Annotated in this window: 12 protein-coding genes; 10 read left to right on the top strand and 2 right to left on the bottom strand. The window is 41.6% G+C overall.

Annotation, left to right across the window (positions count from 1 at the left end; all coding sequences use genetic code 11):
* Positions 1-288: 288 nt before the first annotated feature.
* The 7 genes from AC58QG_RS12560 to AC58QG_RS12530 all read left to right on the top strand — a co-directional run bounded on the left by AC58QG_RS12560 (position 289) and on the right by AC58QG_RS12530 (position 8,579).
* The gene (locus AC58QG_RS12560; RefSeq protein ID WP_497362359.1) at positions 289-2,025 is read left to right on the top strand and encodes a sensor histidine kinase; all 1,737 of its coding nucleotides are present in this window, start codon (positions 289-291) and stop codon (positions 2,023-2,025) included.
* Positions 2,018-2,830 carry a response regulator transcription factor gene (locus AC58QG_RS12555; protein ID WP_497362358.1) on the top strand — a complete coding sequence of 271 codons (813 nt, stop codon included), beginning with the start codon at positions 2,018-2,020 and terminating at the stop codon, positions 2,828-2,830. Before AC58QG_RS12560 ends, AC58QG_RS12555 begins: the two co-directional genes overlap by 8 nt.
* Before the next feature lie 123 nt (positions 2,831-2,953).
* Positions 2,954-4,657: an extracellular solute-binding protein gene (locus tag AC58QG_RS12550; RefSeq protein WP_497362357.1), complete on the top strand. Its 1,704-nt coding sequence runs from the start codon at positions 2,954-2,956 to the stop codon at positions 4,655-4,657.
* Between the two features lie 93 nt (positions 4,658-4,750).
* Positions 4,751-5,662 carry an ABC transporter permease gene (locus AC58QG_RS12545; protein WP_497362356.1) on the top strand — a complete coding sequence of 304 codons (912 nt, stop codon included), beginning with the start codon at positions 4,751-4,753 and terminating at the stop codon, positions 5,660-5,662.
* Between the two features lie 18 nt (positions 5,663-5,680).
* Positions 5,681-6,565: a carbohydrate ABC transporter permease gene (locus AC58QG_RS12540; protein WP_497362355.1), complete on the top strand. Its 885-nt coding sequence runs from the start codon at positions 5,681-5,683 to the stop codon at positions 6,563-6,565.
* Positions 6,566-6,622: 57 nt separating this feature from the next.
* Positions 6,623-6,895 (top strand): hypothetical protein, encoded by a 273-nt coding sequence (locus AC58QG_RS12535; RefSeq protein ID WP_497362354.1) that lies wholly within the window; start codon positions 6,623-6,625, stop codon positions 6,893-6,895.
* 277 nt (positions 6,896-7,172) lie between these two features.
* Positions 7,173-8,579, top strand: a complete 1,407-nt coding sequence (locus AC58QG_RS12530) for a hypothetical protein (RefSeq protein WP_497362353.1) — start codon at positions 7,173-7,175, stop codon at positions 8,577-8,579.
* A 591-nt stretch (positions 8,580-9,170) separates the two neighbouring features.
* Here the strand turns inward: AC58QG_RS12530 and AC58QG_RS12525 are convergent.
* Entirely contained in the window at positions 9,171-10,043 is an 873-nt protein-coding gene (locus AC58QG_RS12525; RefSeq protein ID WP_497362352.1) for a helix-turn-helix domain-containing protein, read from the bottom strand.
* A 145-nt stretch (positions 10,044-10,188) separates the two neighbouring features.
* Here AC58QG_RS12525 and AC58QG_RS12520 point away from each other — a divergent pair, with 145 nt between their 5' ends.
* From AC58QG_RS12520 to AC58QG_RS12510, 3 genes are all read left to right on the top strand, one after another.
* On the top strand, positions 10,189-11,724 hold the full coding sequence (locus AC58QG_RS12520; protein ID WP_497362351.1) for a glycoside hydrolase family 31 protein: 1,536 nt from the start codon (positions 10,189-10,191) through the stop codon (positions 11,722-11,724).
* A gap of 134 nt (positions 11,725-11,858) precedes the next feature.
* Complete coding sequence (locus AC58QG_RS12515; RefSeq protein WP_497288060.1) at positions 11,859-12,236, top strand: BlaI/MecI/CopY family transcriptional regulator; 378 nt, start codon at positions 11,859-11,861, stop codon at positions 12,234-12,236.
* 51 nt (positions 12,237-12,287) lie between these two features.
* Complete coding sequence (locus AC58QG_RS12510) at positions 12,288-14,402, top strand: M56 family metallopeptidase (RefSeq protein WP_497362847.1); 2,115 nt, start codon at positions 12,288-12,290, stop codon at positions 14,400-14,402.
* Between the two features lie 87 nt (positions 14,403-14,489).
* Here AC58QG_RS12510 and AC58QG_RS12505 read toward each other — a convergent pair whose 3' ends face one another.
* Positions 14,490-17,273, bottom strand: coding sequence for a glycoside hydrolase family 31 protein (locus AC58QG_RS12505; protein WP_497362350.1), 2,784 nt, complete (start codon positions 17,271-17,273; stop codon positions 14,490-14,492).
* Positions 17,274-17,397: the final 124 nt, after the last annotated feature.

Here is a 17,397-nt window from a genome sequence, read left to right as displayed (position 1 = left end):
AAAATAATGTTAACAGATAATGGCGAGACTCTAGCCTCCCGCAATATCATTTCCTCCAAGGGCTCTTGCTCTTTGTCAAAGCTCTTGTAAGCTCTTGATAGAAAACTGACAATGTACATCATAAGGTTGGAGGAATGAAAGTTAATTGGTAAACCAATTAATAGAATTGTAAAAATAAAGATATTGTATATGTTATATTCTTTACTTAAAATTATAGTTGTTATTTATTTTGAGCCTGTTATCCTGGTTATTTGGGTAGCGGGCTTATGTTGTATAGGAGGCTTGCTAGTGACTCAGAGACAATCCAAATTGTATGTTCGTCATAAAATATTATTTGTTTTTCTTATCCTCATAATCCCGGTGTATGCCATCAGTATGGGAATTAATTATTTAGCTTTTTCGTTTGTGAAAAATCAAGTCATGAGTTCCAATCAATCTAATGCTAATTTCTATGCTGCACAACTACAGTACCAAATGGACTTTATTCGTAGTCAACAGCTTCAATTTCTGACAAATTCTGATTTGCAGAAACTAAGCTTTCAGGGGAAGGAATTGGATGTATATGAAGAGATTCAAATCGTAGAGAAAATGAATGATCAATTGGCAATGATTCAGAATGCAAGTCCGTTTATTATAAATACGGGGGTTTATATTAAATCTTACGGTAAAACTATTTCCACTGGTGGAGGGGTTACAAAGTTGCCTAATCAGGAGTGGAACGTTCTTCAAGAAAAGATAGAAGGAAATAAGGGCAGGAAAATTTATTATTCTGACGACAAGCTTACAATTATTACTACATCCAATAATGGAAGTCTCATCTGTTATTTGGAATTGTCCGTCATAAGATTTAAGCAAACATTACAACAACTTGTTATGCGCAGCAACAATGCAGGAATAGCGATTATAGACGAATTCATGAATGTTCCCGTTATCAGTGAGCAATCGGATGTATCTATTATAAAGTCCATAACGGAAGGTGTCGCTAAAATTGAAGTCGATGATTTGTCCAATCCCATATCGATGAAGACCGACAACGGTACCTATTATGTAACGCTTACTAAGCTGAACACATTCGGTTGGAAATTGTACACCTATGTCTCTGATGAAGAATTAACAGGGCCGCTTAGAAAGTTCAACTATTGGTTCTTTTTTCTTTCTATTTTTTCTATTATTGTCATATTTCTGTTCTCTATTTCTGTCAATCGAATGATTCATAGACCTCTTCATAAATTAATGCAGGCTTTTCGAAAAACGGAAATTGATCATCTTCATGTGCCCATATCATTAACCAATGGTAATGAATTTGTTTACCTCTATGAGAGCTTTGACAGCATGCTGGATAAGTTAAAAACTTCTATACAACAAAACTATGAACAGAAAATCGCACTTCAGCAATCTGAACTTAAACAGCTTCAATCCCAAATTAACCCACACTTCTTGTATAACGGATTTTATAATATTTATAGATTCTGTAAGTCAGGTGATAAGGATACGGCTGCGATTCTAGCACAGAAGCTTTCCAGTTATTATCACTTTATTACCCGAAGCGGCTCTGATGATGTTCAAATGCAGATGGAATATAAGAATGCATTGGATTATTGTGAAATTCAACGAATTCGTTTCTCAAATCGGATTTCGATCCAATATGATGAGCTGCCATCTCATCTTGGCCTTACGATGGTTCCACGGCTGATCCTTCAGCCTATTATTGAGAATGCGTTTGAACACGCTTTCGATCAAAGTATAGAGGGTGGGACCTTGTGTATACGGATCAGAGATGAGATCAGCCGAGTGGTTCTAACTATTGAGGATGATGGTGTATTTGTATCGGATGGGCAAATAGATCATTTGAGAGAACAACTAAGCGACTTATCGGGAGTCATTGAGAAGACCGGCATGTTGAATGTAGCGAGACGGATATGGCTTAAGTATGGGGATGAGAGTAGCTTAAATATATCACGCAGCACCTTAGGCGGATTGAAGGTCGAATTCAATATACCTTACGGAGGGAAGACATATGTATAGATTATTAATTGTTGATGATGAACCGGCGATTGTAGATGGTTTAGCGCAAATGTTTGGCGAAAGCGGATTGGATCTGGATATTTGGAAAACAACATCGGCTATTCGTGCAGTCGAAATAATTCAACAAACTAAAGTAGACATTGTATTAAGTGATATTCGTATGCCGGAGAAAAACGGGTTGCAGTTATTAGATGAGGTATTGTTCTATTGGCCGAAGTGTAAAATCATATTTCTGACGGGATACAGTGAGTTTGAATATGCTTATGCAGCAATCCAGAAGAATGTAGAACATTATATATTGAAACATGAAGATGATACAACGCTCATTGCAGCTTTACAAGATGTTATTCACAAGCTGGATGCAGAGAAGAGAAATAATGATCTTATACAACTTGCATTAAAAAGTATGGAGGATAGCCAAGCCTATATTCCTCAAGCGTTCAGAGATGAAGAGAGATTATCGGATAATCAAACCAATGAAAGTGGCCAACATAATATAATACAGAAAATTCATCGATATATTGATGAGAATTTAGGAGAGAATCTGTCTCTTATTAAAATGGCTGATTTTGTATTTATGAATCCTTCCTACTTCTCACGTTATTATAAGCAACAGACAGGCAGTAACATTTCTGAGTATATTCAAGCATCCAGGCTAAAGGCTGCCAAAGCGATGCTAACGGACACGAGAATGAAAATACAAGACATTGCCACTCAGATTGGATTTACATCGCCATCGTATTTTGCGATTTACTTTAAAAAAATGACGGGTATGACACCTCAAGAGTATAAAGATAGATTGTGAAAATAACAGGATGTAAACCAAAAGAAAGTAATGTAAAGATAAAGCGATTGTAAGCGGTATCTTCTGAATCTACAATTAGAATTGTAATTCTCGAGATTACTTACAATTTAAGGGGGAAGCGCATTGAAAAGAGCCTTATTAAATATTTCGCTAGCAGCTTGTCTTTCAGTAAGCGTATTACTTGCAGCATGTGATAACAATAATAATGGAAATCCCAATCAATCACTAAAAGTCGATTCACCATCACAAACAGAAAAAAACAATCAAAAGGTGGATTCAAATGCACCAGTGGTTCCTTTAGAGAAATATACAGAGCCTGTAAAGGTTACAGAAGTTCTTGGTTTTGGTCCGCCACAAGATCCTAAAACACCTGCGAACATCACTCCTGAAACAAACGGTTATGTTAGTAAATTAAAAGAAATGCTGAATATCGATTTGAAATATATGTGGACTGTACCATCGGATCAGTTTCAACAAAAATTTTCTCTGGCTGTTGCTTCAGGTGATCTACCAGATATCATGGCAATCGGTGCCAGTGACTATGAAAAATTTAAAGAAGACGACATGCTGGCAGATTTAACAGAAGCCTATAATAAATATGCATCCTCGACATTAAAGAAATATGTGGAACAAGATGGAGGAGTAGCGTTAAAAATGTTTACGGACTCCGACGGAAAAATTCTAGGATTACCGAATTTCGGTGACCCTTTTACATCATCTCAACTGTTATGGATTCGTAAGGATTGGTTGAAAAACTTGAATTTGGAAGTTCCTACATCCATTGAAGAATTAGAAAAAGTAGCGGAGGCGTTTGTTCACAAGGATCCGGATCAGAACAGTAAAGATGATACTTACGGTATTACAATGAATAAACAATTAATTACTTGGGGATTTGATGCCAGAGGTGCATTCTATAGTATGGGCTCGTATCCTAAAGCATGGATAAAAGGTAGTGATGGCAAGCTTGTCGCCGGAGAAACCCTTCCTGAAACGAAGAAAGCGCTAGGGAGGTTCCAATCCTGGTACAAGAAAGGGATATTGGATAAAGAATTCGCATTTAAGGATATTGATAAAGTCGTTGAGGACGTTGTTGCTGGTAAAGTGGGTATTTCATTCGGTGAATGGTGGTACCCAGAGTGGCCTTTAAACTTGAATCGTGATAAAGATCCTAAAGCTGATTGGCAACCTTATTTGATACCTTCATTCGAGGGGAAAGAAGGAAAGAATCTAGTAGCCAAACTTAAATTGGATAAAGTGCTTGTAGCGAATAAAAATATGAAAAACCCTGAAGCTTTAGTAAAAATGGCAAATTTCTATCTTGAAATGGAGAAGCCTGAATACAAAGAGATTAATACACCAGCAAACGGGTTTGTATATAATTGGTTCGAGCCGCGGTTTTATAACCCAACTGCCATTCAAGATGATTACCTTGCAGTGAATAAGGCTCTAAAAGCAAACGACCCAAGCACACTGACTGAGAGTTTAAAGGTAGGGCTATATTCGACAGCAACTAAATTTCTAGCAGGAGACCAAAGTGCATGGGGGCACTATACCAGCCGTGTAAGTGAAAACGGTGGATGGGGAATGACAAAGAAACTTAAGGAGAATCCGGTTGTATTTAACGAATATTCAGGAACTCCGACTCCGACTCAAATCGAGAAAGGTGCTTCGCTCGACAAATTGACAGACGAAACATTTACTAAGATTATTGTAGGATCGGCATCTGTGGACGAGTTCGATAAATATGCCGAAAGCTGGGGCAAACTTGGTGGCAACGAAATAACGAAAGAAGTCAACGAATGGTACGCTAAACAATCGAAGAAATAATAAGAGTTTTGAATCATGGAGGGGGGGATACACATCTCCCCTTTACTTTAGCATGCGCATTTTCAGAAATACATCTTGTTGGAGGAGTGTCAAATGAAAGGGAAATCTTACGGTCTCAAACATTTCAAGGTAGAATCACCTCTGCATCTGATGCTATTACCCGGGATTATATTGACATTGATTTATTCTTATGGTCCCATGTTCGGAATTGTAATGGCATTTCAAAAATTTAAGCCTTCCCTTGGTTTTTTCGGGTCGAAATGGATAGGTTTGAAAAATTTTGAATATGTGTTCAACCTTCCGGATTTTAAGCAAGTTGTCTGGAACACACTGATTATTGCGGTACTCAAAATTGTATTGGGACTGATAGTCCCCCTAGTATTAGCTTTGTTATTAAACGAGCTTCGAAGTGCATGGTTCAAAAATTTTGTGCAGACGAGCGTGTTTCTCCCGTTTTTTTTATCTTGGACGGTGTTAGGCGGCGTACTATTTGAGATTTTTTCTTTAAGAGGTCCTGTAAATAGCCTTGTTTCATTAGTAGGTTCCGAACCTATCATGTTTATGGGCAATGGCGGATGGTTTCGAACCATTCTGATCAGCTCGGATGTCTGGAAAGGCATGGGTTACAATATGATAATTTTTCTCGCGGCGATAGCTGGAATCAATCCCAATTTATATGAAGCAGCAATTGTTGACGGAGCGGGAAAATGGAAACAAGCGATACACATTACCTTACCCGGCATGGCACCCATTATTATTTTAATGGCTACTTTAAGTTTAGGGGGCGTTTTAAATGCGGGATTTGAGCAAATTCTGATTTTATACAACCCTCTTGTATATAGCAGTTCTGATATTATAGACACCTTCGTCTACAGAATCGGATTGTTTGATCAGCAATATGGACCTGCGGCAGCAATAGGTTTGTTTAAATCGTTTATCTCTATGGTTCTAGTAGGAGTTTCATACATTCTAGCCTATAAGCTCACCAAATACAGAATATTCTAGTAAGGTAAGGTGATCAATGTGTTCTATAAAGTATCCTTTTCAAGAAAAATATTTATTACTTTAAATACACTTATATTAATTTTCATTACCTTTATCGGGATTGTACCGTTTGTTCATCTTCTTGCTATTTCACTAAGCTCCAATACAGCAGCGATTGCTGCTGAGGTGAAGTTATGGCCTGTAGGCTTTACGCTGGATGCTTATCAATATTTAGGGCAAAAAGTAGAGTTTATCCGATCATTGAGGATCTCAATTGAAAGAGTTGTCCTGGGGACCATTATTAACATGTTCCTGGTTATATTAACGGCGTACCCCATATCAAAAGAAGTGACTCAATTCCGTTTTCGAACGTACTACGTATGGTTTTTTGCAATTACAATGTTTTTTGGAGGCGGCTTAATACCTACCTACATTGTGGTGAAGGAAACTGGGATATTGGATACGATATGGGCACTTATTCTGCCTGGCGCTTTAAATGTATGGAATATGGTCATGTTGGTTAATTTTTTTAGGAATATTTCAAAAGACATGCAGGAAGCGGCTTTGATGGATGGTGCTGGTCATTGGTCGCTATTGTGGAAGATTTGTTTGCCTGTTTCCAAGCCGGCTCTTGCAACTATATTTCTGTTTACGGTTGTAGGCCATTGGAACTCTTGGTTTGATGGAATTTTATATTTAAACTCACCGGAACAATACCCGCTGCAAACTTATTTATCAACACTAGTAAATTCGTTGAATAAAGCCAGTATAACTTCAGATGATTTGAGCTTGCTGCAAAATTTAAGCGATAAAACTTTAAGAACGGCGCAAATCTTCTTGGGAGCCCTGCCAATTATGATGGTATACCCATTCTTACAGAAGCATTTTACAAAAGGAATTACACTTGGAAGCGTTAAAGAATAGACAGTTGTAAGGGAGAGAGAGTTTCTATTATGACAAACTTAGTTTTCCAATATTAAAGTGTATGTCAACCGATCTGAAGCACCGGTGTTGGAGTTCAACGATTCTTCGTATACATCGAAACAGTTTGGTTTAGGGGTATATATCGGAAACGTTCAATTCGATAATGTGACTGCTTACAATGGAGCATTCAGCGTAAACGGTAACACCGTTCCTTCAAATAAAGTTTCGACTGAAGTAACATTCTACGATGCGGACATAGATGTTGAAACATTGAAATATCAATGGTCTACAAACAGTACAGCTGTAGAAGGGGAAGGACTCCGTTTATGAACGGCATCACGATATCACTAGATGGTGTGAATGGCGAATGGTATTTACACGTTACGTACAGGACGAATAACTGGCAAGAAAAGAGCGTTGTATCAAACCGATTTATGCTCAATAATACAATCCAATAATATCACATTCGGCGATTATCCTAGGAAGACTAGATGGATATTGTCTATGAGAGAATGGGTAAATGAGAGAATTAAAGAGAAGTTAAGAGACTAACTGCTATGAAGAGCTTTGGATTAAGTTGAATTTATTGAAAAAGGGCGTGTAGGTTTTGGATAAAGTAATTATTCACCATCCTATAGAAGATAAAGATCGTTTTATTCGAAATCCTGCTATGGGCTGGGTACTCTACATTGATGCTTTCTTAATGGGAGAGATAACCGGAATGCCGGATGCTAGAGAGTATTGGACTAAGCAGGATTCGAATGTAAACAGGGCTAGCATTTTCTACATCAGATTACCATGGACTCTGTTAGAACCTGAAGAGGGATGCTATGCATGGAATCAAGATGCCAACTTCCAGTTACTCATACGGTTGGCTTTAGAGAGAGGATTAAAGCTAGCTTTTCGTGTATATGTGGACAGTAAGGATGCTTTTGTACAGGCGACTCCATCCTTTGTCTTCAAAGCTGGAGCCCAGGGATATAATAACAATGATAACGACTCGACGTTCTTGACACCTAATTTATATGATGCAATATTTCAAGAGAAATTTTCCAATTTCGTCAAGGCTTTTGCTGATGTCTATGATGATCCTACCATTGTCGATTATATTGATGCCCAAGGCTTAGGGTGGTGGGGGGAGATGCACAATGTTGACTATTTAACGGCGGTCCAAAAAAAGCAAGTGTTCGAATGGATTACCAATCTTTACGCGTTCCACTTCAAAAGAGTGTTGTTAGGAGCACAGTATGGTGAGAATACGTTTGATTTAACTTTGCAAGACTGGGCGCTAAGGGAGAAAGGATACCTGATTCGTCGGGATAGCTTCGGAAGCCCCCTCTGGTTTAAACAGAAGGACAAGGAAAAGTTGGCGGCGTATTGGCCGAATATTCCGGTATTCGCAGAGAATTGTTATCATGGCTTTGCGTGGCGAGAAGAATGGTATCAAGGGGACGGGTTTCCCACGCTTCGGGATATGATGAAGAACGTAATTAGTGATGCAATGGAGCTCCATGCCAATACGCTCGACTTGAGATATCCAGAAGATGCTTCATTATGGACGCAAATCGCTCCTGACCTTGTGGAGGACTTTGCTATAAATGGGGGATATCGTTTTGTACCCGTGTCAGTCGAATATCCTGGGTTTGCGGTAACCACTGTAAACTATTCGATTGTTCATGAGTGGAAGAATACGGGGATAGGGAAGCTTCCTAATAATATAGCTAATTGGCGTAATAAATATAAACCTTCCTTCGCTTTAATTGATAGGAATACAGGTAAGCTAGTTTCTCAGTTAACGGATACAGCGGAGCCGTCAGATTGGTTAAAAGGTCAAACCTACCGATATAATACATCCATTTCTTTTGATGGAATTCCATTAGGTACATATGATTTCGGGGTTGCCATTGTCAATCGTGATGCAGGATCTAAGCCAGAGATTCAGTTGGCCATTCTGAATGATAAGATGGTTGCAGGGTGGTATGTTTTAGGGGAAATAACAATTTATCAAGCCTAGAATGTTCTCGCTTTGTAATAGAAATGTAAAGAGAAAGCGACCTGCGCCGATTATTGATGTGAGCGATTCGTCTTATGCTGCTGGCAAGTTCGCTGTTGGCGCTTAGAACGGCATGGTGCATTTCGACAATGTTGTAGCCAAGACCAATATCCTGTTTGCCGACGATTTCAACAGCGGAACTCTTAAAATAGCGCGGATAACCCTGGAAGCCAAGCCTATGGAGTCGCTCTACATTCCAACAGCAGTGTGATCAAGCTGTACAAATTCCCATACGCGGTGCTTTAGGCTTCGCCTTTCACTTTTGTGGTCGGGCAGTGGTACCATCTGAAGATTGTTACAAACGGGTCTAATATCAAGGTGTACTTCAATAATTCTGCTACTGCATCGTTAAAATTCAATGACTCGAGCTACTCAAGCGGAAAATTTGCTTTGGGCTCATGGGGGGATCCGTGCAGATTGACAATGTAATGATCAAGTAAACAAAATAATGAAATGAGCCTGTTATCTTAATTTCTTAATGACAGGCTTGTCTGATTTAGTTTTGAGAAATGGCTTTAAAAAGTGCAACTCCAGGTGAGTGGAAAAATGCAGTCAATGTTCCCGCTTTCGGAATTGCATCGGTGTGCAGCCACGATGCCGTTTAAATAGCTCGTCCAAATAATGAATCGTACCGAAACCGGCCTGTTCAGCGATCCTCGTGATCGGCAGGTCGGTTTCTCTAATTAATTCCTCTGCTTTACCAACTCGGTAAAGCTGCACGTATTCATTGAACGTACGGCCAACCGCATCCTTGAATACCCTGCAGAAATGGTACGGACTCATCTTGGCGATAGCGGCAGCTTGGCCCACCGTAATCTTTTCTTGATAGTTTCGATCTACGAATGAAATGACGTCTTTCAATCGTTCTGCTTTGCGCCGGTAGGCTTCCTGCTTACGAAGGTTGTCATCGGAAGATGAGCCATAATAGCGGGCAAGCTGTGTCAGTAAAATGTGAAGGTGCGATTTGACGGCTGGCTCAAAACCCTGTTCGCGATTGGTGAATTCCTCGATAACGGCGGTAACAATCCGCTTCAACACATCGTAATGTGCATGACCCAGCTGAAGCAGGGCCGGCAAAAACAGCTTGCCAGTCAGAAAGGTTCCATACTCGACGCTGCTTAGATCGGAACCGACCATTCGGTGCCTATCGAGCAAGATTGTATAATAGCGAGGCATCACGTCAATGGCATACCCGCTGTGAATGAGTCCTTCCTCTATTAGAAAAAGATCCCCGGAGGCAGCGGTATACGATAAGCCCCCGATGTGCAGTTCAGCGGTACCCTCGACAAATAAAATGATTTCCAAGCATTTTTCATGCCAATGTGGGGGGAATATCGTTATGCTGGAGCATTCAGGAACAAACATATTGAAAGGATAAATATCGCTTAGCATCATCATGTATTGGTTGGATCCCTCAGTCGTCAACCTTATTCCCTCCTAACCGCAAGATTGTGTAATAAAATCGCAAGAACGGCGGTATATTTAATTCCTGATTGTATCCTATGATGTAACAGAAGGGAAGCTTTTGAATGAAATAAGAAAAGCAGGGGAAAGGAGCAGGAAAAAAAGGATGGGACAGAAGCGACTTGAAATTGAGAGGTACGAAGGTGAGTTTTGGTGGGGAGGAGATATCGATGACGGGCTTCTCATGCCGTTCGGAGAGGTGGAGCATACAAGAGATTTGATTCGCGAGGGGAGAAGCAATCAAGCTGTCCCGCTGCTTATATCGAATAAAGGGCGCTATATATGGTCGGATGAGCCGATTCGTTTCAACTTTGCAGAAGGCCAGCTTACGGTGGAAAGTGAGAGCGGAGACCTTGTGTTCAGTGAACGCCGCGGTAACTTGCGGGAAACGTTCCTAGCAGCGGCTAAGTCGCATTTTCCTCCTTTCGGTTCAGTTCCAGAGGAGCTCTTTTTTACGATGCCGCAGTATAACTTATGGATCGAACTCCAGTATGAACCAACCCAGGAGAAGACACTTTCTTATGCGGAAAGTGTACTCACCAGTGGTATGCCGCCAGGCGTTATTATGATCGACGACAATTGGATGGAAGATTATGGAGTATGGAAGTTTCGCTACGACCGTTTTCCTGATCCGAAAGCGATGACGGACAAGCTACACCAACTTGGCTTTAAAGTGATGTTGTGGACGTGTCCGTTCATAAGTCCAGACAACGCTGCTAATTTTCGTTATTTGGAGCGGGAGGGCTATTTGCTTAAGGACGAACACGGAGAAACCGCGATCCGTCGTTGGTGGAATGGCTACAGTGCCGTACTCGATTGTACGAACGACGCGGCCGTTGCGTGGTATGAAGGTGAGTTGAAGAAGCTGATGAATGACTACGGGATAGACGGTTTTAAATTCGATGCCGGGGACCCGCAATTTTACCGTGTGTCTGATAAAAGTTTCGTGCAGCTCCACCCGAACAACCACTGCGAGGCTTGGGCGAAGATCGGACGGAGATATCCACTGAACGAATACCGGGCCTGCTGGAAAAGCGCAGGGCTTCCACTCGTACAGCGGCTCGCTGACAAAAACCACAGCTGGAATCGGGATGGCCTCGCATCGCTGATGCCGAACAGTTTGGCGCAAGGGCTTGCTGGATACGCCTTCACATGTCCGGATATGATCGGCGGCGGTCAAATCGGCGATGTTGAGAATAATCCGTACTATATGCTCGATCAAGAGCTGTTCGTCCGTTACGCCCAATGTTCGGCGTTATTTCCGATGATGCAATTTTCTACCGCACCTTGGCGTGTGCTCGACCGGGAGCATTTGGCATTCTGCGTGGATGCAGCTAAGTTGCATGAAGCGTTTGGCAAAACGATCTTGAGCCTTGCTCATCACGCAGCACATACGGGAGAGCCGATCATTCGGCATATGGCCTATGTATTTCCGGAAGACGGTTATGAGCAGATAACCGACCAGTTCATGCTAGGTGATCGCATTCTCGTCGCTCCAATTGTCGTGAAAGGCGCGCGTAGTCGAACCATCGTGTTCCCATCCGGTACATGGCAAGGAGATGATGGTAGCACAGTAATCGGCCCGTGCTTGCGAAAAGTAGATGCGCCACTGTCACGTCTTCCGTGGTACCGATTGATATAAACATTAGTCTTTGGAATTCCCCCATGGTTTTTGTAGCATCGAATGAAAGTTGACAATCACAGATTACACTTGTAATATATAAATATGCAGATTACAAGTGTAATCTATTATCTGGCGATAAAGGTGGTATGTCAATGAAAGAAACACCTAAGATTTCAGAAGCCGAATGGCAGGTCATGCGAGTACTTTGGTCCAGAGCTTCTTGCACGGCGAATGAAATTATTGAAGCACTTGAAGAGTCAACTGATTGGAGCAATAAGACGATACGGACGATGCTAAATCGGTTAGTCCAGAAGCAAGTTATCGCCTATCAACAGGGGATACGCAATTATGAATATTACCCGCTTGTCAGTCAGGAAGACTGTGTTATGAAGGAGACGCAGTCCTTTATGAAACGAATTGTCGGAATGGGACCATCTCCGTGGCTTGTTCATTTTTTGAGAGAAGAGAAATTATCGACGGAAGACATTGAAGAGTTGAAGAAAATTTTGGACGAGAAGAAACCGATGTAACTTGTCCGATTCCACATGCACCAAGTGGGAAGAGGGAGGCGTTTGACTTTGGTGATGCACGACCTTCAAGTAGGATTTCAATGGGTGCTAACTACCTCTATGATGGCTGGCGTTATCGTTACGTTGATTCTTTTGGCCAAATGGCTATTGCGAGACCGGCTTAAACCAAGATGGCAGTACGCCTTGTGGATTTTAGTGATTATTAAGCTGGCTGTACCCTGGGATCCTCCCAATATCCTAAGCATTTACAATCTACCTCATCTTGACAATGTGTTTGTATTTAAGACAGAAACAATTGATCCAAACAAGAGGTTTGTAACTGAGCTTCAGAATATGACTGGCGGAGAGCCCGGTCAGGATTCACTGATAGGGCAATTAAGCAACAACTTATCGCAATCCGAAACACAAGTTAGCGAAACAACGCTAAGCTTTCAATGGAGCGTTAAGACCGTCAGTCTTTTCCTCTGGCTCTTAGGTATTCTGGTGCTGATGATTTACACAATTGGTATGAACCAACGTCAACATAACCGGTTCATGAAAGGGAAAATAAATAGGAACGATACTCGATTGTTGGAGATCCTGGAGCGTTCCAAGAAGATAATGTCGGTCAAACAGAACGTCACATTGGTGCAATCGACTGATGTACGGAGCCCATCGTTGTACGGCATGATGAAACCGAAACTGCTTTTACCTGTTAACGAGTTCGAGGCTATGAGTGATGAGCAGTTGCAGTATATTTTCATGCATGAGTTAGCACATCTGAAACGTAAGGATATTGCGGTGAATTGGTTATTTTACATGCTGCTTCTTATTCATTGGTTTAATCCAGTTCTCTGGTACGCCTATTCGCGAATGAGAGAAGATCAAGAGTTAGCCTGTGACGCGCTTGTTTTAACGTATATTGAACCCAAACGATCATTGGAATATGGGCGAACGATTATTACTTTAATGGAGAAACTCTCGCACACTGTACGAACGCCAGGATCAGCATCCTTCACGGGAAATAAGGCTCAACTGAAGAGGAGAATTCATATGATAAAATCATTCAAAAAAGGTTCATACCGTTGGTCGATTCTAGGTCTTGCAACGATTGTGGTCATTGGTGGTGTCGCGTTGACGACGGCACGAAGTACGCATGCTCAGACGAAGTTGGAGGCACTAACTACTGTTTCACCTGATACTAACGCCAGCAAGCAGGATTCATTGGATTCAATCCTTGAGCTTGCGCGAGTGGGTAAAGTGAAAGGCAGCGAATTCGCCGCCCAGTCGTCACTTATTGATCAAGTGAAAGCAGCTTGGGGAGAGCCGGATCAAGAAAATCCAGCAGGGGATGGCATCTATGCTACTTACTCAAATCGGGCGATTGCATTTGGTTATAATAAAGGGAACCAAATCTATGATGTTCGGTCCTATGATAAAGATTTACAGCTCATTAAGCTAACTCAGGTCGAGAGCAAAATGGGGCAAGCCTTTACGGATAACATCGTTCAGAAGGAAGAAATTCTAACTTACAAACTTAATGAGCAGTTTCAATTGAAATTTATTTTTACGTTGCCTTCGCAAGAACAAGAAGATGCGGTGTTAGATCATATAGCGGTCATTAGCAATCAAGCGGCGACAAATCTTATGGCGGATAATAATCAACCTACGGTCAAGGAACCAACGACTGCAACGACTACTGGAACTGTAACAACTAATAGCGCGGCTTCACTTTTGAAGCAAATGAAGGATCTATCGGCGAAAGGTGAAGCCAAGGGAGTTTCTGGCTTTATCGTCGGTAAGACCTTGATCGATGATGTTCATACATCCTGGGGAACACCTGATAAAGATTCCTCAGCGGGTAACCCATATGAGGCCTATGCGCCTGGTATGAGCAAAGGTACGATTGAATTTGCCGCAGGACATGGTGATGTCGTGTATGAAATTCGGTTAAGTGGCAGCGCGTTGGATGCTGTTAAGGATGGCAATGTTGTTACTTATGGGGATGTCCTTCAAGTACTAGGCAAACCGGCTCAAACGATTACCCAAGATAAACAGCAGCTTCTCATTTATCAAACAGGGAATTATGAGCTGAGAGTGGTTCTTCCAGATATTTCTGGAAATCAGAAAGCCAAAGTGATCTCTATCTCGGTCTATTCACCTAAAGCAGCTGCATTTGATAAATAAAGTGGATTGATATGAATAGTAAAAAGATGAATGACCTTACGAATTATTGTAAGGTCATTCATCTTTTTATGAAGATAATAGCGTTTATTAGAAGTCCGCAGTCAATATAACTTCGCGATTTATCCCTTTTTCATACTCAATGGTTAAAGAGTGATATGTAAGTTCCGAGTCATGAACGATGAAACGAAATTCTGTCGTTGGATGTTCATCAAGCATGCCATGATGCTCAGTTGTAAGGTTAACGATAACTTGATCTTTCTCTTTGCGGCAACTCAATTGGATCAAGTCATAAGCACCATTCTTATAATCCAAACTCAATCCGTCATCATGATAAAGTTTGAAGCTAGTTTCCGTTTCTGAAGGATAGAGATGAATCTCGTAACGGTCACCTCGATAATCGGACGTGTTATTGATTTGTTCGGTATACGGAATGATAGCGCCTTTTCGAACGAACAGCGGAATAATATCTCGTGCAGCCTCATAACGAATCATTTGAGTACCCTGATAAACTTGATCAGTCCAGTAGTCAATCCATTCCCCCTCAGGCAAATAAACATCCCGAACCGCGGTGTACAGCTCATGACCGCTCTCCTCATAGATCGGAGCTACAAGGAAGCTAGAACCTAGGAAGTACTGATAATCCGCTTTATAAGTCTCAGGATCCCCAGGGTTTTCGAGCATCATTGCTCTCATCATAGGAATGCCAGTATTCACAGTCTCATAAGACAAACTATACAAATAAGGAAGTAAACGATAGCGTAGTTTAATCAGATCACGGACAATATCCGTAGTCATCTCACTGTACGCCCAAGGATTGGATCTTGGTCCATGTGCTCGAGATAGAGGTGACCACAGTCCCCACTGGAAAGAGCGTAGCAAGTATTCCTCGGTCATACCCGGACATTCACCGAAACCGCCCATATCATGTGACCAAAAGGGGATACCAATGAGTCCAGCACCTTGTCCTGCTTTAATTAAGACGCGAGTCCCCTCAAAATCACCATTCTGGTCCCCACCCCAAGAGCATGGATATTTGCCGCTGCCGATAAATCCCGTTCTCTCCCACACGATAGGTCGAACATTAGGACGTTCTTGTAGCATCGATTCGTAAATAGACTTGGCAAAATAGACCGGATATAAGTTGTGAAATTCACTGCCGCTACGTCCTTCGGCATTATAAATCGTTGCAGGAACTTCTCCACCGTCTCCGCCATCAATCTTCAGTGCGTCAACGCCGATTTCAAGCAGTGGACGTAATTGCTCGCGCCACCAATCGACCGCAAGTGGTTGGGAAAAATCAAGTAGACCTGCGCCGAAGCCTTTCCACCACACGATTGGATAGAATGCACCATCCTTATCTACGCAGAAGAACGATTGGTTTACCCCTTCCTCAAATTTGCCGCAAGATTGATTAACGAATGGCGTTGTCCAGAGCATAAGTTTGATGTCGTTTTCCTTGAGAAAATTCATGAATAGGGCAGGATCAGGGAAGTTTTGCTTGTCCCACTGCAGATCGCACATATCATTCTGCCAGGCAGGATCAATGCAATATACGTCGATTGGTATATCATCCTGCTTAAATTTTTGAAGGGTGCTTATCGAGAGATCCGTCGTATCAATGCCTGTTTTGGACTGCATATATCCGAAAGTCCAACGAGGGATCATCTTGGATCTGCCAGTGATAGCAGTGTAACTAGATACAATTTGTTTTGGTTCTGGACCATAGATGAAGAAATAATCTAGCTTTCCGCCCATAGCCCAAGCAATGGCTTGATTCGGAACAAGCTTCCCCATATCAAAGACAGAATGAAAGGAATTATTCATGTAAAGACCATAACCTTGTGTACTGATGTAGAAAGGGACAGGAATATCACAGGTGATCCAGTCGTGATTCACCCAAATATCTTCACGCTGACCACGCTTATCCATGGTTGGAGTCGCGTTTTTTCCTAATCCAAAGATATGCTCGTCAGGGGCTAAATCGATTGCTGCTCCTACTATTTGGCCGTTAATTAAACCAGAAGAATGCTGGCGAAATAAGATGCGTTCTTGTGAATCGAAAACCGATAAAGAGAATGGTTCTGTTGTGATTTGAACTTTCAGATTTTGAAAGGCGATAGCGTAACCACCATAGAGTTGCTCCATATCTCCCCATTGCTCAACTTGCAGATGCTGGTCTAATTCATCGAGACATAACTTGTCAATCAGCGGCTGTTGAGCCGGATCTGTTGCTTGATTCAACGTGAAACGAAACACTCCTTGGCTCCATGCCTGAAGTACACCCTGGCTGCCAGAATCGAAGTCAATTACAATTTTGCTATCGTCACGTCGGATTCCTGTTACATGCCCGAGATCATCCTTAGCTACGAGTTGAACGGTGGTAGGAAGCTCATGAAGCATACTAATGAAGCCTTCTGGCGTATGAAGCTCCATGCCTCTGCCTTTGATCCAAGTTTGGAGCTGTACACTATCTGTGATCACGGCGAGAAGGGAGTGTCTACCGTTCTCCAAAAGCATCCTGCTAGGAACAACGAACTTGCACTCTGAGCCGTAATTGTTGGATTTACCAATTTCAACCCCATCCAAGTAGAGGGATACTTTACGTAGATTTGCGAATAGGCCAAAATCTAGACTTGCATATTGAACGTTAGCAAGAGACTGGTTATCTATATCTGAAAGTGTAAACTGAGCAAAAAACCAGTTGGTTTCATCTAACTCCTGTGCTTCGCTCGTCAATGATGCGCCTGAATCTAAATCGATCTTTTTAACACTACGAATGTTGGAAGTAATAAACTGTTCTTGCTCTGATAATTGATGCTGTACATCCTTTGATAAGCCTGAAAGCCATTCTAGTTTTAGCGTTGTGTGCATTGAAATCCTCTTTTCTCTACAGTAATTTGAATCTATGTCCAAAGGTATGAGTATTATATCTTTACTATATTTTCGAAGCATAGATGTGTCTGCTGACGATTCTGACTTATATAGGGACGATTTT

The organism is Paenibacillus sp. J22P169 (genome assembly GCF_059691995.1).
The sequence above is the reverse complement of the archived record's forward strand: the minus strand, read 5'-3'. Positions and strand labels throughout refer to the sequence as shown.

Coding starts and splice junctions, on each gene's coding strand:
- AC58QG_RS12555 (WP_497362358.1), top strand. CDS start 2,018: ATGTATAGATTATTAATTGTTGATGATGAACCGGCGATTGTAGATGGT.
- AC58QG_RS12545 (WP_497362356.1), top strand. CDS start 4,751: ATGAAAGGGAAATCTTACGGTCTCAAACATTTCAAGGTAGAATCACCT.
- AC58QG_RS12520 (WP_497362351.1), top strand. CDS start 10,189: ATGGGACAGAAGCGACTTGAAATTGAGAGGTACGAAGGTGAGTTTTGG.
- AC58QG_RS12515 (WP_497288060.1), top strand. CDS start 11,859: ATGAAAGAAACACCTAAGATTTCAGAAGCCGAATGGCAGGTCATGCGA.
- AC58QG_RS12505 (WP_497362350.1), bottom strand. CDS start 17,273: ATGCACACAACGCTAAAACTAGAATGGCTTTCAGGCTTATCAAAGGAT.